Source organism: Streptomyces sp. NBC_01241, assembly GCF_041435435.1.
Lineage (GTDB): Bacteria > Actinomycetota > Actinomycetes > Streptomycetales > Streptomycetaceae > Streptomyces.
Map to the genome: position 1 here is coordinate 8,629,265 of NZ_CP108494.1, position 26,028 is coordinate 8,655,292.

Annotated in this window: 27 protein-coding genes; 19 read left to right on the forward strand and 8 right to left on the reverse strand. The window is 69.4% G+C overall.

All coding sequences use genetic code 11. The features are described 5' to 3' along the window. The first annotated feature begins 91 nt into the window (after positions 1 to 91). The 5 genes from adhP to OG306_RS39205 all read left to right on the forward strand — a co-directional run bounded on the left by adhP (position 92) and on the right by OG306_RS39205 (position 3,808). Positions 92 to 1,105 (forward strand): alcohol dehydrogenase AdhP, encoded by a 1,014-nt coding sequence (gene adhP / locus OG306_RS39185; RefSeq protein WP_327258319.1) that lies wholly within the window; start codon positions 92 to 94, stop codon positions 1,103 to 1,105. A gap of 172 nt (positions 1,106 to 1,277) precedes the next feature. Beyond that, positions 1,278 to 1,742, forward strand: coding sequence for a MarR family winged helix-turn-helix transcriptional regulator (locus OG306_RS39190; protein WP_266751380.1), 465 nt, complete (start codon positions 1,278 to 1,280; stop codon positions 1,740 to 1,742). A 36-nt stretch (positions 1,743 to 1,778) separates the two neighbouring features. After that, positions 1,779 to 2,048: a hypothetical protein gene (locus tag OG306_RS39195; RefSeq protein ID WP_266751382.1), complete on the forward strand. Its 270-nt coding sequence runs from the start codon at positions 1,779 to 1,781 to the stop codon at positions 2,046 to 2,048. 119 nt (positions 2,049 to 2,167) lie between these two features. Next, positions 2,168 to 2,386 carry a hypothetical protein gene (locus tag OG306_RS39200; RefSeq protein WP_327258318.1) on the forward strand — a complete coding sequence of 73 codons (219 nt, stop codon included), beginning with the start codon at positions 2,168 to 2,170 and terminating at the stop codon, positions 2,384 to 2,386. 843 nt (positions 2,387 to 3,229) lie between these two features. Beyond that, a complete protein-coding gene (locus tag OG306_RS39205; protein WP_327258317.1) occupies positions 3,230 to 3,808 on the forward strand; it encodes a hypothetical protein in 579 nt (192 codons plus the stop codon). A gap of 484 nt (positions 3,809 to 4,292) precedes the next feature. Here the strand turns inward: OG306_RS39205 and OG306_RS39210 are convergent, their stop codons facing one another. From OG306_RS39210 to OG306_RS39230, 5 genes are all read right to left on the reverse strand, one after another. Next, entirely contained in the window at positions 4,293 to 4,499 is a 207-nt protein-coding gene (locus OG306_RS39210; RefSeq protein WP_266751387.1) for a DUF5988 family protein, read from the reverse strand. Between the two features lie 576 nt (positions 4,500 to 5,075). Next, positions 5,076 to 5,762: a peptidoglycan recognition protein family protein gene (locus OG306_RS39215; RefSeq protein WP_323184014.1), complete on the reverse strand. Its 687-nt coding sequence runs from the start codon at positions 5,760 to 5,762 to the stop codon at positions 5,076 to 5,078. Positions 5,763 to 6,323: 561 nt separating this feature from the next. After that, positions 6,324 to 8,468, reverse strand: coding sequence for a xanthine dehydrogenase family protein molybdopterin-binding subunit (locus OG306_RS39220; RefSeq protein ID WP_327258316.1), 2,145 nt, complete (start codon positions 8,466 to 8,468; stop codon positions 6,324 to 6,326). Beyond that, entirely contained in the window at positions 8,465 to 9,457 is a 993-nt protein-coding gene (locus OG306_RS39225; protein WP_371666169.1) for an FAD binding domain-containing protein, read from the reverse strand. The genes OG306_RS39220 and OG306_RS39225 overlap by 4 nt, the downstream gene beginning before the upstream one ends. Continuing rightward, entirely contained in the window at positions 9,454 to 10,011 is a 558-nt protein-coding gene (locus OG306_RS39230; RefSeq protein WP_266904269.1) for a (2Fe-2S)-binding protein, read from the reverse strand. The genes OG306_RS39225 and OG306_RS39230 overlap by 4 nt, the downstream gene beginning before the upstream one ends. A 275-nt stretch (positions 10,012 to 10,286) precedes the next feature. Here OG306_RS39230 and OG306_RS39235 point away from each other — a divergent pair, with 275 nt between their 5' ends. Beyond that, positions 10,287 to 10,898, forward strand: a complete 612-nt coding sequence (locus tag OG306_RS39235) for a TetR/AcrR family transcriptional regulator (RefSeq protein ID WP_266904267.1) — start codon at positions 10,287 to 10,289, stop codon at positions 10,896 to 10,898. 218 nt (positions 10,899 to 11,116) lie between these two features. On the opposite strand, the gene OG306_RS39240 is transcribed toward OG306_RS39235, so the two are convergent. Both OG306_RS39240 and OG306_RS39245 read right to left on the reverse strand, forming a co-directional pair. Then, positions 11,117 to 11,713, reverse strand: a complete 597-nt coding sequence (locus OG306_RS39240; protein WP_371666170.1) for a TetR/AcrR family transcriptional regulator — start codon at positions 11,711 to 11,713, stop codon at positions 11,117 to 11,119. Then, positions 11,694 to 12,302, reverse strand: coding sequence for a sugar O-acetyltransferase (locus tag OG306_RS39245; RefSeq protein ID WP_266751397.1), 609 nt, complete (start codon positions 12,300 to 12,302; stop codon positions 11,694 to 11,696). The genes OG306_RS39240 and OG306_RS39245 overlap by 20 nt, the downstream gene beginning before the upstream one ends. A gap of 195 nt (positions 12,303 to 12,497) precedes the next feature. On the opposite strand from OG306_RS39245, the gene OG306_RS39250 reads away from it, so the two are divergent. From OG306_RS39250 to OG306_RS41045, 12 genes are all read left to right on the forward strand, one after another. Further along, the gene (locus tag OG306_RS39250; RefSeq protein WP_371666171.1) at positions 12,498 to 12,938 is read left to right on the forward strand and encodes a helix-turn-helix transcriptional regulator; all 441 of its coding nucleotides are present in this window, start codon (positions 12,498 to 12,500) and stop codon (positions 12,936 to 12,938) included. Between the two features lie 10 nt (positions 12,939 to 12,948). Beyond that, the gene (locus OG306_RS39255) at positions 12,949 to 13,359 is read left to right on the forward strand and encodes a VOC family protein (RefSeq protein WP_266904261.1); all 411 of its coding nucleotides are present in this window, start codon (positions 12,949 to 12,951) and stop codon (positions 13,357 to 13,359) included. 825 nt (positions 13,360 to 14,184) lie between these two features. Continuing rightward, positions 14,185 to 14,787 (forward strand): helix-turn-helix domain-containing protein, encoded by a 603-nt coding sequence (locus tag OG306_RS39260; protein WP_371666172.1) that lies wholly within the window; start codon positions 14,185 to 14,187, stop codon positions 14,785 to 14,787. Between the two features lie 71 nt (positions 14,788 to 14,858). Further along, the gene (locus tag OG306_RS39265; RefSeq protein WP_371666173.1) at positions 14,859 to 15,980 is read left to right on the forward strand and encodes an ABC transporter substrate-binding protein; all 1,122 of its coding nucleotides are present in this window, start codon (positions 14,859 to 14,861) and stop codon (positions 15,978 to 15,980) included. Between the two features lie 3 nt (positions 15,981 to 15,983). Beyond that, the gene (locus OG306_RS39270; RefSeq protein ID WP_266904255.1) at positions 15,984 to 16,859 is read left to right on the forward strand and encodes an ABC transporter permease; all 876 of its coding nucleotides are present in this window, start codon (positions 15,984 to 15,986) and stop codon (positions 16,857 to 16,859) included. Beyond that, complete coding sequence (locus OG306_RS39275; protein ID WP_266751406.1) at positions 16,856 to 17,647, forward strand: ABC transporter permease; 792 nt, start codon at positions 16,856 to 16,858, stop codon at positions 17,645 to 17,647. The genes OG306_RS39270 and OG306_RS39275 overlap by 4 nt, the downstream gene beginning before the upstream one ends. Then, complete coding sequence (locus tag OG306_RS39280) at positions 17,637 to 18,815, forward strand: ABC transporter ATP-binding protein (RefSeq protein WP_266751407.1); 1,179 nt, start codon at positions 17,637 to 17,639, stop codon at positions 18,813 to 18,815. Before OG306_RS39275 ends, OG306_RS39280 begins: the two co-directional genes overlap by 11 nt. Next, a complete protein-coding gene (locus OG306_RS39285) occupies positions 18,812 to 20,218 on the forward strand; it encodes an NAD(P)/FAD-dependent oxidoreductase (protein ID WP_266751408.1) in 1,407 nt (468 codons plus the stop codon). The genes OG306_RS39280 and OG306_RS39285 overlap by 4 nt, the downstream gene beginning before the upstream one ends. Positions 20,219 to 20,233: 15 nt before the next feature. Further along, complete coding sequence (locus OG306_RS39290; RefSeq protein WP_266751410.1) at positions 20,234 to 20,620, forward strand: cupin domain-containing protein; 387 nt, start codon at positions 20,234 to 20,236, stop codon at positions 20,618 to 20,620. Beyond that, entirely contained in the window at positions 20,617 to 22,263 is a 1,647-nt protein-coding gene (locus tag OG306_RS39295) for an amidohydrolase (RefSeq protein WP_266904253.1), read from the forward strand. Before OG306_RS39290 ends, OG306_RS39295 begins: the two co-directional genes overlap by 4 nt. A gap of 199 nt (positions 22,264 to 22,462) precedes the next feature. Further along, positions 22,463 to 23,365 (forward strand): transposase, encoded by a 903-nt coding sequence (locus tag OG306_RS41040; RefSeq protein ID WP_432762249.1) that lies wholly within the window; start codon positions 22,463 to 22,465, stop codon positions 23,363 to 23,365. Further along, positions 23,287 to 24,117 (forward strand): transposase, encoded by an 831-nt coding sequence (locus tag OG306_RS41045; protein ID WP_432762250.1) that lies wholly within the window; start codon positions 23,287 to 23,289, stop codon positions 24,115 to 24,117. The genes OG306_RS41040 and OG306_RS41045 overlap by 79 nt, the downstream gene beginning before the upstream one ends. 107 nt (positions 24,118 to 24,224) lie before the next feature. Here OG306_RS41045 and tnpA read toward each other — a convergent pair whose 3' ends face one another. Continuing rightward, positions 24,225 to 24,653, reverse strand: a complete 429-nt coding sequence (tnpA, locus tag OG306_RS39305; protein ID WP_266904249.1) for an IS200/IS605 family transposase — start codon at positions 24,651 to 24,653, stop codon at positions 24,225 to 24,227. 23 nt (positions 24,654 to 24,676) lie between these two features. Here tnpA and OG306_RS39310 point away from each other — a divergent pair, with 23 nt between their 5' ends. Further along, positions 24,677 to 25,996 (forward strand): RNA-guided endonuclease InsQ/TnpB family protein, encoded by a 1,320-nt coding sequence (locus OG306_RS39310; protein WP_371666174.1) that lies wholly within the window; start codon positions 24,677 to 24,679, stop codon positions 25,994 to 25,996. Positions 25,997 to 26,028 lie beyond the last annotated feature (32 nt).

Here is a 26,028-nt window from a genome sequence, read left to right on the forward strand (position 1 = left end):
GAAATAGTCTGTTCCGGGGCCTATGTCACCCATGTGCTGCCGCATGGTGGCGAGCCGGCCGGACGTGCCCGATCGAAGCGGAGGAGTACCCATGAAGGCCGCTGTTGTGCGCAGCTTCACCGAGCCGTTGGTGGTCGAGGAGAGGCCGGTTCCGGCGCCGGCCGGACACCAGGTCCTGGTGCGGATGGAGACCTCCGGGCTGTGCCACACCGACATTCACGCCGCGCGGGGTGACTGGCCGGTCAAGCCCGCCCCGCCCTTCGTGCCGGGCCACGAGGGCATCGGCATCGTCGAAGCGGCCGGTGCCCAGGTGGCCCATCTCGCGGTGGGGGACCGGGTGGCCGTCCCCTGGCTCGGAGAGGCGTGTGGACACTGCGACTACTGCATTTCCGGCTGGGAGACGCTCTGCCTGAAACAGCAGAACAGCGGCTACTCGGTGGACGGCAGCCATGCCGAGTACGCGCTGGCGCACGGAATGTACGTGGTGCCGGTCCCCGACGGCATCGACCCGCTGGACGCGGCACCGTTGACCTGCGCGGGTGTCACCACGTACAAGGCCGTGAAGCTGTCCGGGGCGCGCCCGGGCACACGCGCCCTCGTCTCAGGCATCGGGGGCCTCGGTCACCTCGCTCTGCAGTACGCGCGGATCTTCGGCGCGGAGACGATCGCCGTCGACGTCACCGACGAGAAGCTGGCGCTCGCCCGCGAACTGGGGGCCGATCACGTCATCGACGCCCGGGTCCAGGACGTTGCCGAGGAGACGCACCGGCTCGGGGGAGCGGACGCGGCCATCTCGCTGGCTGTGAGCAACGCATCGTTCAGCGCAGCCTATGGGGCGCTGCGCCGGGGCGGCACGCTCGTTCTGGTGGCGCTTCCGGCCGAAGGCAAGTTGGAACTGCCCGTCTTCGACACGGTGCTGAACGGAACGAAGGTCGTCGGCTCCATCGTCGGTACCCGTGAGGACCTTGCCGAGGTATTCCAGCTGCACCGCCTCGGCCGCACACGTGTCATCCGTGAGAGCCGAGCACTCAAGGACATCAACGCGTCCATCGACGAGGTGTTGAAGGGCAAGGTGCCGGGCCGTCTGGTCTTCGACATGCGCTGAACCGCACACGTCCCGTGGGGGCCGCGGCGCCCGTCCGCGGATTCGTGGAGCGGGGTCCGTGTCCTGCTGACCGGCGGGCGCGGGTGCAGGTGCAGGACAGGGCGTCCGGGACGGACCCGCTCGATAGTAATAGGTGAAGACCCATCATTGGTGGAGACCTAAGATGTTGTGGATGAGCGCGACCCCGCCCAGCCTCCTGGGACTCACGACCTATCTGCTGTCCCAGACGGGCAAGACTGCCCGGAGTCGGCTGGCGGCACGCTTGGCTGAGCGCGATCTGAAGCTCTGGCACATGGCCGTGCTGTCGGCGCTGGTCGATTTCGGCCCCCATGTGCAGCGAGAGCTGGCGTCACGGCTCGGGATCGACCGGAGCGACATGGTCAAGATCGTGGACGATCTCGCGGTGGCCGACCTCGTGGACCGTGCCCGCGACACCACGGACCGTCGCCGGGTGACCGTCACGCCCACCCCGGCAGGCTGCGCGATGCTGGCGGAGCTGCAGGGCGAGGCCCTGGTCGTACAGAAGAAGCTGCTCGCCCCCCTTTCCCGCTCCGAACAGACGCAGTTGGCCATGCTGTTGAGGCGTGTCCACGCGCACGTCCAGGAAGAGCCCGGCGAGCCGCAGGCAGGTCGCTGAGCGGTTCCCGGTGTCCGGTGCGGCAGACTTTCGCGGGTGACCACAGCTGCGGCTCAGCCGCCTCGTGACCGTGCGCTCGGGCGCGGAATCGCCACGCTCATTCCGCAGACCGCCACCGCGACCCCGGCTGAACAGGCGGCGGCCGTGCTGACAGCGATGCAGAGTGTTCCGGTCCGGGTGGGAGTTCTCCAGGCCGCCGTGGTGCTCCTGGAGGGGCGGGTGCGTACCACGGAGGACGGTGCCGAGCGCGCGGCGGCAGCGACGACGGTAGCCATGCTCCGCGGCGCGATCGGCCAGGCCCGCTGAACCGGGAGACCACCGTCCCCGGCGCGCGGTGGGCAGCAGCGTCCCGGCCGGGTGGGGAGCCGTGCCGCGGGCCCGGGGGGAGGAAGGGGGCAGGTGTGCCGCGCGGGTACTCCTTGCCCGTGAGGAAGCAGCGACGCATCGGGCCGGCCGTACTTGTGTTCTGTGTGGTGGCGGTATCGGCCTGTGCCGCCTCGATCATCTGGCCCCGGGCGGCAGGCGAGAGGACATGGATGCGGGCCGACGTCATCGTCTTCACCTTCATCGCGCTGATCGCATTCGCCGTCATCCTCGGTGACCGCACCCCCGATGGTTCGACGGAGTTCTGGGGCGGCGTCTGACGGCCTCGTTGCATCAGGCGCGCGCAGGCAGGCGATACGGACGGTCGGTCAGTCACCGCCCGCGAGCGCGGCGGTGCAGGTGAGGAACACTCCGACCCCGCAGTTCTCGATCCGGCCCGCGGTGCCGGCGCATTGCGTCCGCACCCCAGCGGGCGCTGCGAGGCAGACGCTGCATCGACGGGGGTAGGGCAGGCAACAGGCCGGAGGGGCCACGCGGAGCAGCGGGTCCACGTGCACATGGTCGACTGGGCAACAACGCGGTCCGGGTGGTTCGGCCTGCCCCGGCCCCGGCGCGGTTGGCACTGCGCGACGACCGTCATCGGCCGTCGATGTGCGCCGGCCGGGGCGGTGGCGCCCCGGTTGTAACCATGTGGGCGTCGGCTATCCAGTACTGCAACACCTGGTGAATGTGACGATCCTTCTGGTCTGCCTGCCAGTTTGCGCAGCCATGACCCGGTCGACCTGACCGCTCGGGTTCTGCGATGACGGGGCACGGCCCGTCTGAGCAGCAGGAACGGGGGCGGTGGTGTAGCCGGCGGGTGTTCGGGGTGGTGGCGTGGAACTGCTGTGTGGGGCGTGTCAATGAATGACACGCCAGCGATGGGGTGAGCAGGATTCAGCGAGTCGCCTGGACAGGCTAAAGGAATCTCAAGTCCCGCAATTCCAGGGAAAGTTCACTTGCGCTCAGATTATATGAAAATAGCATATGGCGTATATTGCGTACCTCGATCGATGTTCCGGCACCTGCACACAACACGTCCGATATGACAGGTATGGGGACCGTTAGTACGTTCAATCTCGGGTCGGCTGCTCAGCCGCCCCCTCTGAGACAGGAGAAGTGACATGGCTACCCGTTCCACCGTTGTTACGGCCGCTGTCGCGGCCGCCGCGGCCCTGGCCGCAACCGGCATCACCTACGCGTCGGCCGCCACCACCGAGCCGGCCCAGGCCGCCCCCGTCGTCCAGCAGGCCGCCCCCCCGGCCGTCCAGCAAGCGCCCGCCCCCGTCACGGCCCTCGAAGGCGGCGAGGGCGGCAAGGGCAACGAAGGCAGGGGCAACGAAGGCGGGGGCTACGGCGAGGGTCGTGGCCGCGAAGAGGGCCGCCGCCACTTCGAGGGCCGCATCCACATCAACGAGCGGACGTACTCCGCCGAGCCGGGCGGCTGCATCACCGTCATCAGCGGCCTTGGTTCCAAGAGCCTCAACATCCGCAACGACAGCCGCCGGGCCGTCGAGGTCTTCCGCGGGGCCACCTGCGACAACGGTGCCCCCATCGCCACCGTCGGACCGTGGAGCTCCAGCGACGGGGTGTTCCCGATGCGCGTCAGGGGTGGCGTGAAGGTCAAGAACGGAGTGGTGGGCAGCTTCCGGGTGATCGAGCGCCACTTCGGCGAAGGCCGCGACAAGGGTGACCGAGACTAGTGACCGAGTCGCTCGGCTGACGTAGAACCCCGGCCCGCCGGAATCGGGCCGGGGTTCCGCGTCCTTTCACGCTGCCCGCTTCCTGGGTGTGGACCCGGGGCGGCACCCGGCGGTTGCAGACAACGCCTACGGAGTTCAGGCGGTTCGTGCCGCCGGAATCCGGGACTTCGGCCACTGCGGTGGTCTCATGCCGCCCTCGCGGCTGGAAGGTCCCCGCACCACTCAGTTCCACGACACGCACTGGCTCTGGTGCCGGGGATCGGCATGGCCCGGTGATCGTGCCGGTGCAGAGCACTCGTGGTGTTCTGGCGTCGGCGACCCGGGCGCCTGTGATCCGCCCATAGGGTGTCAAGCCCGGTCCGAAGCCTCTGGAACACGACGGCCGATTCCGGGGCCCGCTCGTCACGTCACACCTGATCGGGCGGCAGATGGGCCATTTCCTTGTCCGGGGCCGCGCGCCCGGATTCATACTGCGACCTGGTGCTCAACCCGGGATTTCTGTGCGCTCCCACCATTCGTAGACAGGCAATGGGCCTTCCGGTGTTTCCTGGCGGCGTGTGGTGCTCTTGAAATGCTCGTATCCGCCCCGGAACGGGATCTTGAGGTCGACTCCAGGTGTGTCGACGGAAACGATCCGCTCGGGGAGATCGTCCGGGCCGCCCTCGAGGATTGCCTTAGTTGTGTTGGTCATGATGAAAGTTTCCCCGGGAGGGTGGTCCGGCTCTTCGATGACGCGCCGAAGGTCTGGCCGCTGTGTGTCCTGTCGGCATCCCGACCACATGGCGCTCGGCCTGCCGAGCCCCTCAACGGCAGCGGGCCGATCAGCCCGCTTGAATCCTCGCCATGATGATCTCCGCGACGCGATAGGCGGTGACGTCGGTGGTGTCGACGACTTCGGCCTACCGATGGAGCCAGGACCGGGATCGCTGGTAGGCGGCAAGGTGGTCGAGACGCCGCCGGCGGGCGTCGATGCTCTCCGGCTCGGTGTCGGTGTGGATGCGTTCTTCCAGCGTGTGCCGGTCGGTGTCCAGCAGGGAGGGGGCACCGGGATGCCGGCTCGTGCCAAGGTGGAGTGGATCTCCTGCCAGTACTGCTCGATCAGAACCGTCTGGGTGACCACCAGAGTGCGCCCGCAAAATCGAGTACCTGTCGCGCGACTCATCACTCTTCCGACCCTGCTTGGATCACACTGCTTCCCGAACACCGGTCGGCTTCCGGGAAGCCCGTAGTCGAGTGACGGCCGGCGGGCGGAATGACTGCCGGGAAGTCACCGGATGTCGCGGAGGTTTTGGAGGACGGTGGGAAGGCGCGTACCGAGGGGTGTTCGTGGGGATCGGTTCTGGAGGCCGGCAGCGAGCTTCCGGATCGCGGGGAGTCGGGCGAGGAGCGCTTCCCCGGGGCAATTGGTGGCAAATCCGTCGCGGTGACCGGAAATGGCATCGAATTGAGCAGAAGTGCCTTGGGTGTAGCGGCTCTTGTCGTTCGTCGATGTGAGCCGTACCTTGCTGGTCGGCTCGATTCCGCTCAGGCCGAGCTTCCAGGCGGCGAGGGCCGCGATCGCGTGTTCCATGGCCGGCGGTACGGGGGTGCCCTGTCCGAAGGTGCCGATCGCCGCGATCCCTGTGGTGCCGTGGTTGAAGCCGAGGGTGTGGGAACCGATGACGGGGCGGTCGGCACCGCCGGCACGGCCCTCGTAGATGTTGCCGCAGGTGTCGACGAGGAAGTTGTAGCCGAGGTCTCCCCAACTGCGGTCACGGGTCTGGCCTGTATACAGATTGCGCAAGGTGCGCGGGACATCGGCACAGTCGTAGCCGTTGGGGGTGTCGGTGTGATGAATGAAGACCGCCGTCACCTTGTCCGCGTAGTGGGCATGGGCGTCACGCCTGGTTTCGTCGGCCCGCCACTGCGTACGCGGCACGATGGCGGGCCGCGGTGCGCCACGGGGAAACGCCACCGAGGTGGCACCAAGGGCCGGGAACGGACGTGTGGAATCGGCAGTCGGTTCGGAAACCGATCCGGCCGGCCACACGGATGGCGGTCTTCGCGGCATCGTCTCGCCGACAGTACCGGCCTTCGTCAAGCCGGGTGGCGCAACGAGGAGAGACACCGCCACGGGGGCCGTGACCCACAGCGATGTTCGGAACAAACGCACAGGGAAAACCTTCTTCGTCTTTCGCCGGCAGGACGGCCGGAGCGCGTATGCCCACAGCTTCGCGGCGGGAGGTTCGCCGCGCGCGCCGGGATACTGCGGTCAGGCGAGGGTGCCGGTACTCCTGCCGCCTGCTGAAAGGGGCGATGAGGGGATGTGGCATGCACAGCGATCTCTGTCGCTTTCCCGCACCGCCGGTGGGACAGCGCGTGCCTTGCTGCCGCGTACCCGTACCGTGCAGCGCGGCATCCGGCCTGACGCCGCCGCGCCCATGTGGGGGACATGGCGGGTGACGTCCACTCCGTCGCCGGCCCCCTTCGAGCCGATCGGCTCGGATTCCGGGCGACGTCGAGCTCTCCGGGCTTCCTACGCCGTACGGTGCCGGGTCTCGTCCGCCGCGCACAGGACCCGGTCCGGGCGGATGGGCAGGTCCCGGTGGCGTGTCCCTGTGGCGTGCCACACCGCGTTGGCGATGGCGGCGGCGACACCCACGATGCCGATCTCGCCGATGCCCTTGATCCCGACCGGGTCGTCCGGGTCGGGATCGTCGACCCAGTCCGCCTCGATGAGCGGCACGTCGGCGTGTGTGGCGACGTGGTACCCGGCGAGGTCGGCGCCGATGTGGCCGCCGTCGGCCCGGTCCCTGACTGCCTCCTCATGGAGGGCCATGGACAGTCCCCAGGTCATTCCGCCGATGAGCTGGCTGCGGGCGGTGAGCGAGTTGACGATGGTGCCCGCGGCGTAGATGCCGAGCAGCCTGCGCACGCGTACCTCGCCGGTGGCGGTATCCACCGCGACCTCGGCGAACTGCGCTCCGAAGGTGTGCCGTTCCTTCTTCGCGAGGGCGCCGACGGCCTCGGTGGTGTCGGACCGGGCGGTGATCCCCTCCGGCGGAATCGCGCCTTCCCGGGCTGCCAATCGCTCCCGCAACTCATCCGCCGCGGCAGTCACCGCCCACGCCCAGGAGCGGGTGCCCATCGAGCCGCCGGCGAATATCGCCGGGCCGAGGTCGCTGTCCGCGATCCGTACCCGGATGCGGCCCGGATCCACCTCCAGCGCGTCCGCGGCGACCAGGGCCATCGCCGTCCGTGCCCCGGTCCCGATGTCCGCCGCGTTGATCCGAACGGTGAAGGTCTGATCCGGCTCCGCGGTCACGGCCGCCGTGGACGGGGCGACTCCCGAGGGGTAGGTGGCCGCCGCCGTTCCGGTCCCGAGCAGCCAGCGCCCCTCACGGCGTACACCGGGACGAGGGTCCCGTTGTGCCCAGCCGAACCTGCGGGCGCCTTCCTCGAAACAGGTGAGCACGTTTCGGCTGCTGAACGGCAGCCGGGACACGGGACCCTTCTCCGGTTCGTTGCGTGCGCGCAGCGCGATCGGGTCCATGGCGCACTTCTCGGCCAGTTCGTCGAGGGCGGATTCGAGGGCGAAGGATCCAGGTGCCTCGCCCGGTGCGCGCATCCAGGCCGGAGTCGGCACGTCGAGCCGTACCAGTCGGTGAAGGGTGTGATGCGCGTCGGCGTCGTACATCACGCGGCCCAGCACGGCGCTCGACTCGATGAATTCATGCACGGTCGACGTAAGACTGTGCGCCCGGTGGTCGAAGGCGCGCAGCCGGCCGTCCGCGTCGGCGCCGAGCCTGATCCGCTGCGCCGTGGGGCTGCGGAATCCGACGAGGGAAAACATCTGACGACGAGTCAAGACGACCCGGACCGGACGGTGGAGGACGGTCGTGGCCATCACGGCGGCCACCTGGTGCGGGCTCAGGCCCTTGGATCCGAAGCCGCCGCCGACGTGTTCGGACCGCACCCGTACGGAGGCCGGGTCGAGGGAGAAGAGCTGCGCGAGCTCGCTCGCCACCCAACTGCTGCCCTGGTTGGAGTCGAGGACGTCGAGCCGGCCGCCGTCCCAGCGAGCCGTCGCCGCATGCGGCTCCATCGGGTTGTGGTGCTCCTCCGGTGTGGTGTACTCCTCGTCCACGACGACGGCGCAGGCGCCGAGTTGGGCCCTCAGGTTTCCCTTCTCCGTCTCGGCCTGGACCATCGGATTGTTCTCCGGCGTGTACGCACCGGGATGCCCGGCGCGGAACGCGACGTCGTGCGGCTCTTCGTCGTACCGGACCACCAGCGCCTCGGCGGCCTCCCTGGCCTGTTCGGACGTCTCGGCCACGACCAGTGCGACCGGCCAGCCCGCGAAGGGCACGCGGTCGTGCTGGAAGATCCCGAGGACCGGGTTCGGCCGACCCATCATGCCCACGTAGTCGGTGTCGACGCGCGGCGCGTTCCCGTGGCGCAGAACGGTGAGGACGCCGGGCATGGCCAGGACGGGGGCGTCCTCCACCGAACGGATGCGGCCACGGGCCACGGTCGACAACACCAGCCAGCCGTGGGCGAGTTCAGCGAAGCGGATCTCTCCGGCGTAGCGGGCCGCTCCGGTGACCTTGTCGCGGCCCTCCACTCGGGTATGGGCGGATCCGACGGATCCCGTTACCGCTGCGATGGTCGTCGTGGTCATCGGGTGATCTCCTCGGCGAGTTCGGTCAGCACGGCCACGACGAGATTGCGCATCAGTGTCACCTTGTATCCGTTCTCGGCAAGCACCTCTGCGGCCGCCAGCTCGGCATCCGCCGCGGCGGCGAACGCCTCCGCGCTCACCGGGCCGCCGGTCAGCACCCGTTCGGCCGCACGGGCCCGCCAAGGGCGGGACGCGACCGCCCCGAACGCGAGGCGCACTTCACGTACGACATCGTCCTCGACGTCGAGTGCGGCGGCGATCGAGCCGATCGCGAACGCGTACGACGCGCGCTCGCGCACCTTCCGGTACCGGGAGCGGGCGGCAACCGGGGCCGGCGGCAGCGTGACGCCGGTAATCAGCGCGCCCGGCGGGAGCGCGGTCTCGATGTGCGGGGTGTCGCCCACGGGCAGATAGAACGCGGAGAGCGGCAACTCGTCCGGTCCCTGCGCCGATTCGTAGGAGACGACGGCGTCGAAGGCGGCGAGCGCGACTGCCATGTCCGACGGATGGGTGGCGATGCAGTGCCCGGAGGCGCCGAGGATCGCGTGGTTGCGGTGCTCGCCCATGAGGGCGGGGCACCCGCTGCCGGGAGCACGTTTGTTGCATGGCTTGCTGATGTCGGTGAAGTAGCCGCACCGGGTCCGCTGGAGCAGATTCCCGCCGACCGTGGCCATGTTGCGCAGCTGTCCCGAAGCGCCGGCCAGGACGGCCTGCGCCAGCGCCGGGTAGTGACGCCTCACATCGGGGTGGGCCGCGAGGTCGCTGTTGGTGACGGCCGCGCCCATGCGAAGCCCGCCCTCGTGAGTGAACTCGATCCTGTCGAGAGGGAGTTCGCGTACGTCGATGAGCAGCTCGGGCCTTTCCACGCCGGCCTTCATCAGGTCGACCAGGTTGGTGCCGCCGCCGAGGAAGCGGGCGCCGGGGCGGTCGCCGAGCAGGGCGACAGCCGTGGAGACGTCGAAGACGCGCTCGTAATCGAATTCCCTCATGCCGCCGCCTCCTTGTCCTTTGCCCCGGTTGCCTCCGCCGCCCGCGCGACCGCCTGCACGATCGACACGTACGCGCCGCAGCGGCACAGATTGCCGCTCATCCGCTCGCGGATCTCCTCGGCGGTGAGCGCGGGCACCGCCGCTTCGGGCCGGACATCGTCGGTCACGGCGCTTGGCCAGCCCGCCGCGTGTTCCTCGATCACCGCGAGCGCCGAACAGATCTGCCCCGGTGTGCAATAACCGCACTGATAGCCGTCGAGATCGAGAAAGGCCTGCTGCACCGGATGCAGCCGCTCGCCCTCGGCCACACCTTCGATGGTGGTGATCGCGCGCCCCTGGGCCGCGACCGCGAACTGAAGACAGGAAACGGCCCGGCGCCCGTCGAGCAGCACCGTACAGGCGCCGCACTGGCCCTGGTCACAGCCCTTCTTGGTACCGGTCAGATCGAGATGTTCGCGCAGGGCGTCGAGCAGGGTGGTGCGATGGTCGACGGACAGCGTGTACTTCTCGCCATTGATGTTCAAAGTGATGGCACTGGACGACGACGGGGCCATGATCAGCCTTCTTTCGCATTGCGGATGCGCGTCGAACAAGACGATCCCGGCAGAGTGTCCGGGAGGGAGAGGGCGATGGTGAATGAACCAGTGACAAGGGCCGCCGGTCGGCCATACTGGCCGGAATTGCCGCTACGGTACACGCAAACGGACAGCTGTCCGCCAAGCGTCGAACCTAGCGGACAGCTGTCCGCCCAGCAAGGACGGACTTGGCCGAGCGAACGGTTGTCCGCCCGGCAGGGCCGGACCTGGCCGCGATTCCGGAAGGAGGGCGAATGCGGGAGGGCAAGCGCACGGCTCTGCGCCCGGACGCGCAACGGAATCGCGAGCGCATCCTGGAAGTCGCGCTGGCCGAGCTGACGAGGGCAGCGGACGCGCCGCTGAGCGTGATCGCGAAGAAGGCCGGCGTCGGGCAGGGAACGTTCTACCGGAACTTCCCCAACCGCGAGGCGCTGGTCCTGGAGGTCTACCGCTACGAGATGCAGCAGGTCGCCGACACCGCTGCCCAACTGCTCCGGACCCGCGCACCCGACCAGGCTCTGAGGGAGTGGATGGACGGCCTGGCCCAGTACGCCTTGGCCAAGGCGGGCCTGGCCGACGCGCTGCGCAGGGCCACCAGCTCGTACGGCAGTCTGGCCCAGCTGGGCCACGGCCCGGTGAGCCGGGCGGTCACGCTCCTGCTGAACGCCAACGAGGAGGCCGGCACCATCCGCCCGGGGCTGACCCCCGACGATGTCGTGCTCGCCATTGCCGGACTCTGGCAGATCGACCCGCACAGCGACTGGCAGCCGCGAGCGACACGGCTGCTGGACCTCGTCATGGACGGGCTGCGGGCGGGGGCGCCGGGAGCGGGGGGACCGGCGGTGGGGGGCGCGGACAATCAGTGAGCGCTCGCCCACAGCGATGCTGTGGGGGCCGGGCGCCCGAGTCCGCTCGAGGGCGGCGGCGGTCACGGTATCCCTTCCCGCACTGGTCGGCGGTCCTCCAGGCAGTGACGAGGGGACGCCTCACCTGCGCGGGAGGGATACGCCTTCGTCGTACGGGACTTCGTGGGCGAGGGGGTGCCCGGCCGGCGCCCTGTCAGGTGGGCGCCGGCCGGGCGGTCTCATGTGGGTCGGCCGCCGTTGGTGTGGTCGGCCGACCCTCGTATCGCCGTGGGTTCCGCGGCAGTGAGCCGGGCGACGGCCTCGACGGTGAGGGCACGGTCGTGCGGCTCGGTGTCCAGAGCGCGGTGGATCGAGAGGCCCTCGATGAGGGCGTCGAGCTGGCGGGCGGTGGCGGGGGTGAAATGCCGCTCGAGAATCCGGCGACTCCGGCGCATCCACTCCGTGGTGAGCCCACGGTAGGCGGGCTGCCGGGCAGCCAGCGTGTACAGCTCATGGGTGAGGACCAACTGGCGCTGGTCGCCGCCGGAGAGGTGGTGGACGAGATCGATGACCGCTTCGCGTGCCTCGTCGGGGGTCGAGGCGGCGCCCAGACGCTGCTCGAAGGCATCGACGATGGTCGCGGCGAAGCGGGTGAACGCCTCGCGCAGCAGCTCGTCCATGTTCTGGAAGTGATACGTCATCGAGCCGAGCGGGACGCCTGCCCGGGCAGCGACCTTGCGGTGGGAGACGCCGGCGACGCCCTCGTCGGCGATGAGGCCGAGCGCCGCGTCGATGATGCGCTCGCGCCGTTCGGGATCAATGCGTCCGGTGGCCACCCTGGTCCTCCTGGATCGCGCGGACGACTCGCGCCGGGTTGCCCACGGCAACGACGTTCGGGGGGATGTCCTTGGTGACGACGGCCCCGGCGCCGATGACACTGTTGTCCCCGATGGTGACTCCGGGCAGGACGATCACGCCGCCGCCGAGCCAGACATTGTCGCCGATGGTGATCGGCTGAGCGGCTTCCAGCTTGTCACGCCGTGGCTGTGGCTCGACGGGATGGGTAGGGGTCAGCAGCTGCACGTTCGGACCGATCTGGCAGTCCTTGCCGATCCTGATCGGAGCGACGTCGAGTGCGGTGAGGTGGTAATTGACGAAGGTTCGCTCGCCGACGCTGATGTGGCTGCCATAGTCGACGAACAGGGGCGGCCTGATGCACACACCCGCACCGAGACCGCCGATGAGTTCCGCGAGCAACGGTTGCGCGTCATCAGGGTTTTGTAGATACGCGGCCTGATACTCGGTTGCCAGACGCAGCGCGCGCCGCTGTGCGCGCGTGTTCTCCGGGTCGTCGTCGATGTAGAGGTCTCCGGAGAGCATGCGCTCGCGGTTCGTGCGGGGGTCCCCGTCGAAGTAGTCCTTCATGGGACGATCGTACCCACCACAGTGTACGTTCGTACGCTTGGTCCTTACGGGCGTCGGACAGTAGGTGTCACCGGGTGACCATCCGTTCCGGGATTCACGGTAGGGCCCTCGTGGCCGGCCAGTTCCCAGAGCTGGTGCACAGCCTTTCGGTGCAGGTCAGCGGGTTGCTCACGGAGCGGGGTGTACTTTCGTTGCATGGCCCCGCAAGACCTCGCCAACCTCGCGCACCTGCGCCGGGCCCGGGATCTGATCGATCGCGAGTACGCATGCCCGCTCGACGTTCCTGCGATGGCTCGCCACGCCCTCATGTCGCCGGCGCACTTCTCGCGGCAGTTTCGCGCCGGCTACGGGGAGACGCCGTACAACTACCTCATGACGCGCCGCATCGAGCGGGCGATGGCGCTGCTGCGCGCGGGAATGAGCGTGGCCGACGCGTGCATGGCGGTCGGCTGTACCTCCCTCGGCTCGTTCAGCTCGCGATTCACCGAGCTTCTGGGGGAGCCGCCGAGCGCGTACCGCATCGGGGAACACCATGCTGTGACGGCGATGCCCGCATGCGTGGCGAAGGTACGCACCCGGCCGACCAGAGACGCATCGAGCAGGATTCGAGAAGCGGCCCGCGACAGCGCCGCCTAGCGTTGGCCGCATGAACATCGCACTCCAGTACTGTCACATCACCGTCAACGATATGGACGAGTCGCTCGCCTTCTACCGTGACGCGCTCGGCCTCGAGGTGCGCAACGACGTCGCCTCGGGCGGATTCCGCTGGGTCACCCTCGGCAGCGCGGCCCAACCGGACGTCGAGATCGTGGTCTCGGAACCGCACGCCGGTCGATCCCAGGCCGATGGCGACGCGCTGCAGGAACTGCTCACCAAGGGTGTTCTGCCGCAAATCATCTTCCGCACCGATGATCTCGACGCAGCCTTCGAGAAGGTACGGGCATCCGGTGCCGAGGTGCTGCAGGAGCCCGTGGATCAGCCCTGGGGCCCGCGCGACTGCGCGTTCCGCGATCCGTCGGGCAATATGGTGCGCATCTCGCAGGGGACGAAAGCGTAGCTTCGGCCGCGCGTCCTCGATCACGCGTCACGGCGGGCCGAAGGTTTCTTGACCGAGAGGTTCGGCCCCAGGCCCCGGATGTGTCGACGGCGGGTCCGCCGCGGCAGCGGGTGGTGACGAAGCCGATGACGGACGGGGAAGCCCGCAGTCCCGGCGGTTCAAGCAACCGCCGGGACTGCGGGGCGCAACCCGGCCACGCAACACTGGCCGTGCCGGACGCCCCGGCCTACGGGCAGATTCCGTACCGGTCCGTGCGTCTTCGCCCTGCCCCGCCCGTGGCTCCCGGGAACGAGTGGCACGCGGGTGGCAGGAGCAGCTCGAGCTGCCGTTCGAGCACCTCACACTCACCCGGGTCACGGTTTGAACGAACCGCCCACCAGGCGACGCTGATACCCAGGATAAAGCTCCTCGGGCACGGACGGGGTGTCGCGCCCCGCTACGACACCCCAAGGGGCCCTTGCCCCGCACCAACAGCCGTCCTTACCAACATGAAGCCGCCCGCCACCAGTACCTCCGGACGGTGCCGGCGCATCGCAGGCACGATGTTCCCGCGCAGCGGCAGGCCCGTCTCGACGACCCGTCGGCAGGGCCGAGGCACTCGACCACGTCGACGCTGCGCGCGTGTACCCCCCCGCCGCCCCGGGTTTGGCCGGCGGTGTCGTCTGGAGCCACTCGTGACTCCCTTCACGGCGCTCCGGCGGACGTGCTCCGGTTACGTTCTGATCAAGGCCGTCCGCGACCCTTGTGCGCCACGTCACCTCGGCATACGTTTCGTGCCACACCAGCGAACAAAGTGTTCGCTGACATCACATCAGGTGTTTACTCATGGCGGAGTCACCACTTTCCACTCCCTCCGAGGACGGATCCGACGCGCTCGCCGACGAGGCGCTGGGTGCCCGCATCCGGGAGTACCGCATGAAGCGGCGCATGTCGCTGCGTGCCTTGGGGGCGGCTGCCCAGGCGAGCCCGGGCTTCCTCAGCCAGTTGGAGCGCGGGCAGGCCAACGCCTCCATCGGAATGCTGCGGCGCATCGCGGCGGCGCTCGGCCTCACCGTGGCCGACCTCTTCGACCAGAGCGGCCCCGCAGGGCCGCGAGTCGTACGGCGCGCCGACCGGCCGAAGCTGCAGACCGCCCCGGGGAGCCGGAAGTTCCTGATCTCCCAACGGCCGCTCGGTCATCTGGAGGTGTACGCGGGCGAGTTCGAACCGGGAGCCTCCACCGGCGACGACGCCTACACCCACGGGGACTCGCAGGAGATCCTCCTGGTGGTCAGCGGCGGCGTCCGGATCGAACTGGACGGTCACCCCCGCGTTCTGCATGCCGGCGACAGCATCGAGTACCTGTCCTCCACCCCGCACCGGGTCGTCAACGACGGTGAGACGCCTGCCGAGATCCTCTGGATCATCAGTCCGCCGACACCGGACTGACCCCCGCTCTCTTTTTCCCTTCCCTCCTCTCTTCACCTCCCCGTCTTCATCCCTCGCTCTGGAGCACGACCATGCCCGAAAAGACCGGACGAACCGTCGGAAAAGTCGCAGCCTGCGGCGCACTGCTGCTGGCCCTCACCGCCTGCTCGGGCGGTGCCCCCGCCGCCCGAGACATCGATCTCGGCCCCGGCCCGGCCGCCGCGGGCACCGTGAAGAAGGGCGCCCTCGACGGCGTCACCCTCACGTTCGCCTCCTACGGCGGCATCTACCAGGACGGTCAGGAGACCGCCGCGGTCAAGCCGTTCGCCACCGAATCCGGCGCGAAGATGCTCTCGGACGGCCCCACCGACTACACCAAGCTCAAGGCACAGGTCGACTCCGGCAACGTCACATGGGACGTGGTGGACACCGACGCCATCTGGGCCGAACGGCAGTGCGGGAAGCTCCTCATGCCGCTCGACACCAGCATCGTCGACACCTCGAAGCTGCCCAAGGACATGGTGGGCAAGTGCTCGGTGCCGGCCATGACCTACGGCATGGTGCTCATGTACGACACGTCCAAGTTCGGCGCCAACCCGCCCAAGGACTGGGCGGACTTCTTCGACACCGCCAAATTCCCCGGCAAGCGCGCCATACCCGGCGTGGCGTCGGACGCGGCCCCCGGCCCGCTGGAGGCGGCACTGATCGCGGACGGGGTCGCACCCGACAAGCTCTTCCCGCTCGACGTCGACCGCGGCCTGAAGAAGCTCACCGACGTCCGCTCCTCCCTGGTCTTCTGGGACACCGGTGCGCGATCCCAGCAACTGCTGGAGTCGGGCGAGGTGTCGATGGCGATGGTGTGGACCGGCCGTGCCTACTCGGCCGTGAAGAACGGCGCGAAGTTCGCCCCGCAGTGGAACCAGTTCATGCCGGTCTCCGACTCCCTCGCCGTGCCCAAGAACGCCAGGAACCCCAAGGCGTCCATGGCCCTGATCAACTACTATCTGGGCGCCGGCCAACAGGCCAGGCTCACCGAGCTGACCTCCTACTCGCCGATCAACTCCGAGGCCGAGCCGAAGATCGACGCGGCCGCCTCCGCGTACCTGACCTCCACGCCCGAGCGCCAGGCGAAGGCCCTCAAGCTGGACAACGCCTGGTGGGCGCAGAACCAGGAACAGATCATCCAGAAGTGGTCCGACTGGCTGGCGCGCTGACCCATGACCGCCCTGATCGAGATCGCCGCCCCGGCCGCCGGCCGGCGCCCCAAGGACACCGGTGACCGGTGGGGATGGCTGCTGCTGCCGGCGCTGCTGTTGCTGGCTGTGCTGTTCCTCGTGCCGCTGGGCCTGATGGCCTGGCGCAGCGTCACCGACCCGGCACCCGGCGCGGGCAACTACTCCTGGTTCTTCACCAGCGACGTCGCCCTCGCCACCCTGGTCCGTACGCTGGCCGTCGGCGCCGTCGTCACCCTGGTGACGCTGGTGCTCTCCTATCCCTACGCCTACCTGATGACCGTGGTCGGCGCCCGCGCGCGGGTCTGGCTCACCCTGCTCGTACTGCTGCCGTTCTGGACGAGCCTGATGGTGCGCACTTTCGCGTGGGTGGTGCTGCTGCAGGACAGCGGCGTCGTCAACCAGTTGCTCGGCACCGTGGGGATGGGTCCGCTGCAGCTGATCCGTACCCCCACCGGGGTGGTGATCGGCATGACGCAGGTGCTGATGCCGTTCATGGTGCTGCCGCTGTACGCCGTGATGAGCGGTATCGACCGGCGGCTGCTGGACGCCGCGCAGGGCATGGGGGCGCGCCCCGCCACCGCGTTCCTGCGGGTGTTCGTCCCCCTGTCGCTGCCCGGCGTAGGCGCCGGCGCGCTGACCGTGTTCATTACCTCGCTCGGCTTCTACGTGACGCCCGCCCTGCTGGGCTCGCCCGACCAGGCGCTGATCTCGCAGCAGATCTTCACCCAGGTCAACGGGCTGCTCGCGTGGGGCAGGGGCGGCGCGATGGGCGTGGTGCTGCTGGCGGTCACGCTGGTCCTGCTGGGACTGGTCGGCGTCGTCCTGCGGCTCACCCGTACCCGTGGAGGTGTCCGATGAGGACCGGCCCCGCGCGGATCGCGCTCTGGGCGTTCAGCGTGCTGGTGGGCTTCTGGCTCATCGCACCGACGCTCGTGGTGATCCCGCTCAGCTTTACCGACAAGGCGTCCCTGGTGTTCCCGCCGACCGGTTGGTCCGGCCGCTGGTACACCAACTTCTTCACCGACCCCCGGTGGACCGAGGCGCTGCTCTCCTCGCTGCAGGTGGGCGTCCTGGTCGCGGTGGTGGCCACCGTGCTGGGCACCGCCGCCGCGATCGCGCTCACCCGGTCCGGCTCGCGCTGGGCGAAGTCGTCCTACGGGCTGCTGCTCGCCCCGATGATCGTGCCCACCGTGGTCGTGGCCATCGGCGTGTACGCGCTGTTCCTCCAGTACGGCCTGCTGGGCACGCTGTTCGGCTTCGTCACCGCCCACACCGTCCTCGCGCTGCCGTTCGTGATCATTCCGGTGACGGCGAGTCTGCGCGGCTTCGACCGGCGGCTCGAGGACGCCGCACTGATCTGCGGCGCCAGCCGGTGGGGTGCGATCCGTCAGGTGACGTTGCCTCAGATCGCCCCCGGAGTCGTCTCCGGCGCCCTGTTCGCCTTCGTCACCAGCTTCGACGAGGTGGTGGTCTCACTGTTCATCCAGAGCCCCTACCTGCAGACCCTGCCGGTGATGATGTTCGCCAGCGTGACCCGGGACACCGATCCCACCATCGCCGCGGCCGCCACCCTGATCATCGCCTTCACCACGGTGCTCGTACTGGCCGCCACCTTCGCCACCTCCAGGAGGAACCGTGTCCGCTGAGACCAGTCTCATCAAGGCGCGCGGAGCCCGCATCGAACTGGCGCAGGTGCGCAAGGAGTACGCGGACTCCGTCGCCGTCGACGACGTCTCCCTGGTCATCGAACCGGGCGAGTTCATGACCCTGCTGGGCCCCAGCGGCTCAGGCAAGACCACCACCCTCAACATCATCGCCGGGTTCACCGCCGCCACCTCGGGCACGCTGACCATCGGCGGTGTCCAGATGCAGGACCTGCCACCGCACCGGCGCGACATCGGCATGGTCTTCCAGCACTACGCGCTCTTCCCGCACATGACGGTGGCCCAGAACGTCGCCTTCCCGCTGAAGCAGCGCAAGGTCCCCAAGGCCCGCCGCACCCAACTGGTCGAGGCGGCCCTGGAGACCGTACGGCTCGGCGGCTACGGCCACCGCAGGCCCAGCGAACTGTCCGGCGGACAGCAGCAACGGGTCGCCCTGGCCCGGGCCGTGGTGTACGAGCCCAGGGTGCTGCTGATGGACGAGCCGCTCGGCGCGCTCGACAAGAAGCTGCGCGAATCGCTCCAGCTGGAGATCAAGCGGGTGCACCAAGAGATCGGCTCGACCTTCGTCTTCGTCACCCACGACCAGGAAGAAGCGCTGGTCCTCTCGGACCGTATCGCGGTCTTCGACGACGGGGGCATCCAGCAGGTCGGCACCGCGAGCGAACTGTACGAGAAGCCCCGCAGCCTGTTCGTCGCCGAGTTCCTCGGCGAGTCCTCCACCGTGCGGGGAAGGATCGAACCGGACGGCGACGACTCGTGCCTGCGGGTCGGCGACCGCACCGTACGTGCACCCGGCCGGCCCGCCGACGGCACCGGCACCGACGCCGCCGTCGTCATCCGCCCCGAGCACCTGCGGGTGCAGGCCGCCGACGCACCGGTCGCCCCCGGGGCCAACGCCCTGCCGGCCCGGGTGACCCAGGAGATCTACCTGGGCTCCGGCCGCAAGCTCGAACTCGCCCTGCCCGACGGCACCGTACTGCTCGCCCGCGAACAGGCCGACCGGCTGTCCGACGCCCACCACGGCGACGAGGTCACCGTCGTCTGGGACGTCGAGCGAGGCGTCCTGCTCGGTGACACGCCCGGCACCACCCACACACCCACCCCCGCCGGCCGGACCCCCGCCGGCGTCGCACAGGAGAGCGGCCGATGAGCACCGCAACACCCGCCACCAGCCCCACCTTCGTCAACGGCGACGTCTCCTTCTGGTTCAGGGAGGGCGGCATTCCCACCCGCCGCCCGGCACTCCCCGGTGACCTGGACGTGGACGTCGCGCTCGTCGGCGGCGGCTACACCGCACTGTGGACGGCGTACTACCTCAAGCAGGCCCAGCCCGACCTGCGGATCGCCGTACTGGAGAAGGAGTTCGCCGGCTTCGGGGCCTCCGGCCGCAACGGCGGCTGGCTCAGCGCCGAGCCGCCCGGCCAGATGCGCCGCTACGCCAAGGCACACGGCCATGAGCCGTCCGTCGCCATGCAGCGCGAGATGTTCTCCTCGGTCGACGAGGTCGTCCGCGTCGCCGCCGAGGAAGGCATCGAGGCGGACATCCAGAAGGACGGTCTGCTCCACGTCGCCACCAACGCCGCGCAGGAACGCCGGCTGCGCGACCGGCTGCCGTCGATGCGCGCCGAAGGCTGGGGCGAGGACGACCTGGTCGAACTGGACCGCGACGAACTCGCCGAACGCGTCCACGTCGCCGGCGCCCGCAGCGCCCAGTGGAGCCCGCACTGCGCCCGCATCCAGCCGGCCAAGCTGGTCCGGGGACTGGCCGACGTGGTCGAGCGGATGGGCGTCACCATCTACGAGAACACCGAAGTCACCGAGATCCGCCCGCACGAGGCCATCACGCCGCACGGCACCGTCCGGGCGTCGTTCGTGATCCGGGCCCTGGAGGGCTTCACCTCCGGGCTGCGCGGACACCGCCGGTCGTGGCTGCCCATGAACAGCAGCATGATCGTCACCGAGCCGCTGCCCGCCGCCGTGTGGGAGGAGATCGGCTGGCGCGGAGCCGAACTGATCGGCGACGAGGCGAACTCCTACTGCTACATCCAGCGCACCACCGACGGCCGGATCGCCATCGGCGGGCGCGGCATCCCGTACATGTTCGGTTCCCACGTCGACCAACGCGGCGAGACCCGGACCGCCACCCAGATGCAACTGCAGGCCATCCTGCGGCAGCACTTCCCGGCCACCCGGGACGTGGCGATCGACCACACCTGGTCCGGGGTGCTGGGCGTGCCGCGTGACTGGTGCGCCACCGTCCATGTGGACGAGCGGACCGGGCTGGGCTGGGCAGGCGGCTACGTCGGGCACGGCGTGACCACCACCAACCTCGCCGGACGCACCCTGCGCGACCTGATCCTGCGTCAGAAGACGGACCTCACCCGGTTGCCCTGGGTCGGCCGCCAGGTGCGCGGCTGGGAACCGGAGCCGCTGCGCTGGCTCGGTGTGCGCAGCCTCTACGTCGCCTACCGCGCCGCCGACCGGCACGAGAACTCCGGCCTGGAGCGCACTTCCGCCATCGCACGCATCGCCAACGTCATCAGCGGCCGCTGAAAGGAGCCGATCCTCGTGAACACCCCTGCGAACACCACCGTCTTCCCCGTCGCCTTCCTCGCCGACGCGGTGACCACCGAACTGCCCGCCGCCTGTCCCAAGCCCACCAGCACCACCGGTCAGCAGGAGACCAGCCACACCCTGTGGACATCCCCCGACGGCCTCGTCGAGGTCGGCGTCTGGGAGTGCGACCCCGGCCACTTCACCGCCACCCGCGAGGGCTACGACGAGATCTGCCAGGTACTGTCCGGCACCGCCACCGTCGACACCGAAGGCGGCGAAAGAGTCGAACTGAGCCCCGGCTCCACCCTGGCCATGCCCGCCGGATGGCGCGGCACCTGGCAGGTCCACGAAACGATCCGCAAGGTGTACGTGGTGCGAACCCACCGGGCCGAAGCATGACTCTCGTCCTGCACGGCGGCCAGGTGTGGACGGGCGACCCCTCACGGCCGCACGCGACCGCCGTCGCCGTGGCCGACGGCCGGATCACCGCCGTCGGCTCCGACACCGAAGTACGGGCGGCCGCCGGACAGGCGGCCGAAACCGTCGACCTGGCCGGCCGGACCGTGGTGCCCGGCCTCCAGGACGCGCACATCCACCCCGTCTGGGGCGCCATGGAGGCGCTGCGCTGCGACCTGACCGGCGCCGCCGACGCCGCACAGTGCACCGCCCTCGTCCGGGAGTACGCGGCGGCCGACCCCGGCCGTCCGTGGATCCTGGGCGGTGGCTGGGGCATGGACTGCTTCCCGGGCGGCTGGCCCACCAAGGAACTGCTGGACGCGGTCGTCCCGGACCGGCCGGTCTTCCTGCCCAACGCCGACCACCACTCGGCGTGGGTCAACTCGGTGGCGCTGGAACGCGCTGGGATCGACGCGTCCACACCGGACCCCGCGGCCGGGCGGATCGAGCGCGATGCGGCCGGCCGGCCCACCGGGGTGCTGCACGAGGCCGCGATGGACCTGGTTGCGCGGGTGCTGCCGCAGAACACTCCGGAGGACCAGCGCGCAGCGCTCGTCCACGCCCAGGAGCACCTCTTCCGGTACGGCATCACGGGCTGGCAGGACGCCATCGTCGGCGCCTACGGCGGAGCCGGTGACACACTCGCCGCCTACCGCCGTGCGGACGCGGAAGGGCTGCTGAAGGCCCGGGTCACCGGCGCCCTGTGGTGGGACCGTGACCGCGGCCCGGAACAGCTGGACGATCTCCTGGCCCGGCGCGGCGAGCACGGCCGCCGGTTCCGGGCGGGCACGGTGAAGGTCATGCAGGACGGCGTGCTGGAGACCGGCACCGGCGCCCTGCTGGAGCCCTATCTCGACCAGTGCGGGTGCGCCACCGGCAACCTGGGCCACTCCAACGTGCCCGCCGAACTGCTCACGGAGGCGGTCACCCGGCTGGACGCGGCCGGCTTCCAGGTCCACTTCCACGCGATCGGCGACCGCGCGGTCCGCGAGTGTCTGGACGCGGTCGCGGCTGCCTCGCGGGCCAATGGAGTGCGCGACCGACGCCACCACATCGCGCATGTGCAACTGGTCGACGACGCGGACATCGGCCGGTTCGCCGAGCTGGGGGTGGCGGCCAACATCCAGTCCCTCTGGGCGACCCACCATCCGCAGACGGACGAGCTGGTCGATCCGCTGCTGGGGGAGGAGCGCGCCCGGCGCCAATACCCCTTCCGCCGGCTGCTCGACAGCGGCGCCCGGCTCGCAGGCGGCAGCGACTGGCCGGTGACCACGGCCGACCCCTGGCAGGCCATGCACGTCGCGGTGCACCGCACCGAACCACCCGGCTCGGCGCACGCCCACTGGCCGGGCTCCGACCGCCCGTACGGCCCCGAGCAGCGCCTGCGGCTCACCGACATCCTGCGCGCCTACACCGCCGGTTCGGCATGGGTGAACGGCAACGACGACGAGACCGGCTGCCTGCGCGAGGGCATGGCCGCGGACCTTGCGGTCCTCGACCGGGACCTCTTCGCCCCCGGCACGCCCGTGGCCGGCACCCGGGCCGTGCTCACCCTGGTGGCCGGAGAGGCGGTCCACAGCGAGTAGATACACAGCGGAGCAGGGGGAGAGGCCGCCGCTTTTCGGTCGGAGGCGGCGGCCAGACCACCGTCCGCTCGATCCGGATCTACCTCTGATCTTGGCCAGTGCTCCGCCCTTCAGGACTCTGCTGAGGAATGCGTGATTCGAGCAGGGCTGGGTCGTTGGTCCTCCACGATTGTTATGGCGTGAGCGGGAGGGCCGAGAGATGTCACTGGAGCCACGGGCTGGTCATGGGGTGCCGGAGCTGACGGCCCGGGTGGTGCGGGCAGCGTTCCCGAAGGGGACGATGGCGGTGCGGATCCGGGAGGCGTTGGGCCCGCTGTTTGAGGACGAGGCGTTCGCAGGGGCGTTTGCCGTCCGGGGACGCCCGGCTGTCTCGCCGGGGGCGTTGGCTTTGGTGTCGGTGTTGCAGTATGCGGAGGGGCTGACCGATCGGCAGGCCGCTGACCAGGTGCGGGCCCGGATGGACTGGAAGTTTCTGCTCGGCCTGGAGCTGGACGATCCCGGGTTCGATGCCTCCGTGCTGAGCCTGTTCCGTTCCCGTCTCATTGAGCACGGACTGGAACAGACGACGCTGGAGCTGGTGCTGGAACGCCTGCGCGGGCTGGGCCTGCTGAAGGCCGGTGGCCGGCAGCGGACCGATTCCACGCATGTGCTGGCGGCGGTGCGGACGCTGAACAGGATGGAGTTCGTCGGCGAGACGCTGCGGGCGGCGCTGGAGGCGCTGGCGGTCGCCGCCCCGGCATGGCTGTCCGGCCTGGTCACGGCCGAGTGGGCTGAGCGCTACGGGCCGCGCGTGGACGATTACCGCTTCCCCAAGGGCGAAGAGGTCCGTGAACAGTGGTCTGAGCAGGTCGGACGGGACGGGTTCGTCCTGCTGGAGGCGGTCTACGCCCCCGCGGCTCCGGACTGGCTGCGCGAGATCGAGGCGGTGCAGGTCCTGCGGGTCTCCTGGGTCCAGCAGTACCACCGCGACGAGAGGGGGTGCGCTGGCGGGAGGGCAAGGATCTCCCGCCGGTTCATCACCGGTTGTGCTCGCCCTATGACACCGATGCCCGTTACGGGATCAAGCGCGGCTCGGGCTGGACCGGCTACAAGGCGCATCTGACCGAGACCTGCGAGCCGGATGCGCCGCACGTGATCACGCAGGTGGCCACCACCGATGCCGTGGTGGCCGACACGGAGATGACCGAACCGGTCCACCAGGCGCTCGCGGAACGGGAGTTGCTGCCGGACGTGCATGTCGTGGATGCCGGCTACACCACTGCCGCCCTGTTCCTGTCCGCGACCGAGCGGGGTATGGAACTGCTCGGCCCGGCCCCGCACGACAGCAGCCGCCAGTCCCGAGAGGATCAGGGCTTCTCCCGCGCCGACTTCACCATCGACTGGGACAACGAGAGCGCCATCTGTCCCGGCGGGCACCGAAGTTTCGAGTGGTGGGAACAGAAACACCACCGCAACGGCACTCCGGTCCTCAAGGTGTTCTTCTCCGCCGAGCACTGCCGCCCCTGCCCGAAGCAGACGGCATGCACCAAGCCCCCGTCCGGCCGCCGGGGCAGGGGCATCACCTTCCTGCCCCGCGAACGGCACGAGGCCCTCGAAGCCGTCCGCCAGGCCCAGGAGACCGACAATTGGAAGAACCGTTACGCGATCCGGGCCGGGGTCGAAGGCACGATCTCCCGGGCCGTCCGTGTCACCGGCCTGCGCCGTACCCGCTACCGCGATCTACCCGCGACCCGCCTCGGCCACGTCTTCGCCTCCACCGCACTCAACCTCATCCGCATCGACCGATGGCTGACCGGCACCCCACTCGGCGGCACCCGCACCTCCCGCCTCGAAGCTCTGATGCTCGCGGCCTGACCACCCGAATCACGCATTCCTCAGCAGAGTCCTTCAGGGCGGGGGTGAAGGCCATCCTTGGCCCGGAGGCGCAGAGCGCCGGAGTGCTCTGCGCCTTGGGGTGAGGGTCAGACGGGACGCTGTTGGTTTTCGATGTACTGCTTGACGACGGTCAGGGGTGCGCCGCCGCAGGACCCTGCGAAGTAGGAGCCGGACCAGAAGTGTCCGCCCCACAGGTACCGGCGGACATGCGCGTTGTACTCCTGGCGGAGCCTGCGGGAACTGACGCCCTTGAGGGAGTTGACCAGTTTGGAGAGCTGCACCTTCGGCGGGTAGTGCACGAGCAGGTGGACGTGGTCCTGTTCGCCGTTGAACTGTTTCAGCTCGGCCTCGAAGTCGGCGCAGACCTCCCGCATGATCTCTTCGGTGCGGGTCAGCATGGCGTCGGTGAACGCTTCACGCCGGTACTTTGTGACAAAAACCAAATGAACATGCAGGTTGTAGACAACATGGCGACCGGTTCTGACATCGGGATGAGGGTTCCAGCGCGGTGACATAAACCAATGCTATGGTCTCGATCGTGAGTCAAGACACCATGGTCAAGCGGCAGTTCGGGCATCGTGCCCGGCTTGCGCTGTCGCCTGCCGAGGCGTTGAGGACTGATAGCCAGGCGCACGCGGCCCGCACCCTGTGGAACCTGCTGCACGCCTGGTGGCAGATGATGCCGAAGGAAAAGCGGACTCTCGGACACGCGGATGCCGCCGTACGACAGGCCCGCAAGGACATCGACTTCCTTGCTGTCCTTCCCGCGCAGGCCGCGCAAGCAGTACTCAAGACGTACTTCCAGGCGTGGAAGAACTGCTGGGACGGCCGCGCCGACGCCCCGAACTTCAAGGGCCGGTTCCGCACGGTGATGTCCGTGGACGTCCCTCAGGGCCGGGACCTGAACATCGTGCGCGTGCACCGCCGCTGGGGCATGGCCAACATTCCCAAGGTGGGCCGGGTCCGCTTCCGGTGGACCAAAGACCTTCCGGTCGGCAAGCGTGCAGGCGCGGAGAACCGGATCACCGGGGCACGGCTGGTCAAGGACGCTTCCCCAAGCTCTCGGCTTCGCTCGAGCAGGGGAGGCCCCATTGGCTGGCACATCGCCTTCCGCGTCCAGACCTTGGAGGTCAAGCCCGAGCCCCACCAGGGGCCGGAAGTCGGCATCGACGTGGGCGTCACCGTGCCCATCGCCCTCTCGGACGGCGAGACGTACGAGCACGGCGAATGGCTGACGGAGAAGGAGAAGGCCAGGCTTCTGCACCTGGAGCGGCGCGCCGCGCAGCGCAAGCGGCACCGCAAGCCCGGCGAGCGCACCAGCCGCCGGCTGCACCGCACCTACGACCAGATCGCAGGACTCCGCGCGAAAGCCAAGCGCAGGGCCCTGGACTGGCAGCACCGGACGACCACCGCCATCGCCCGCACATACGGCACCGTCGTGGTCGAAGCACTCACCATCACGAACATGGTCAAGTCCGCCAGGGGAACCATCGAGGAGCCAGGGAAGAACGTCGCCCAGAAGTCCGGGCTGAACCGCTCCATCAGCAAGGAGGCATGGGGCCGCACGGTCACCATGCTGACGTACAAGACCGCCCGGCTCGGCGGCACCCTGCACAAGGTCCCCGCCCCCGGCACCTCCCAACGCTGCTCAGCGTGCGGCTTCACCACGCCCGGCAACCGGGAGAGCCAGGCCGTGTTCGTGTGCAAGAACCCCGACTGCGGCTGGTCGGGCAATGCCGACCACAACGCAGCCCGGAACGTCTTGCACCTGTACCGGATGGGCCTCGCGCTCATCCCGGCTGCCGGGAGGGCAGTCGTCAGACGTGCGAAGCGCGTCAAGCCCGCTGCCGCAAGGTAAGCAGGAATCTCCCGGCTTCAGCCGGGAGAGCA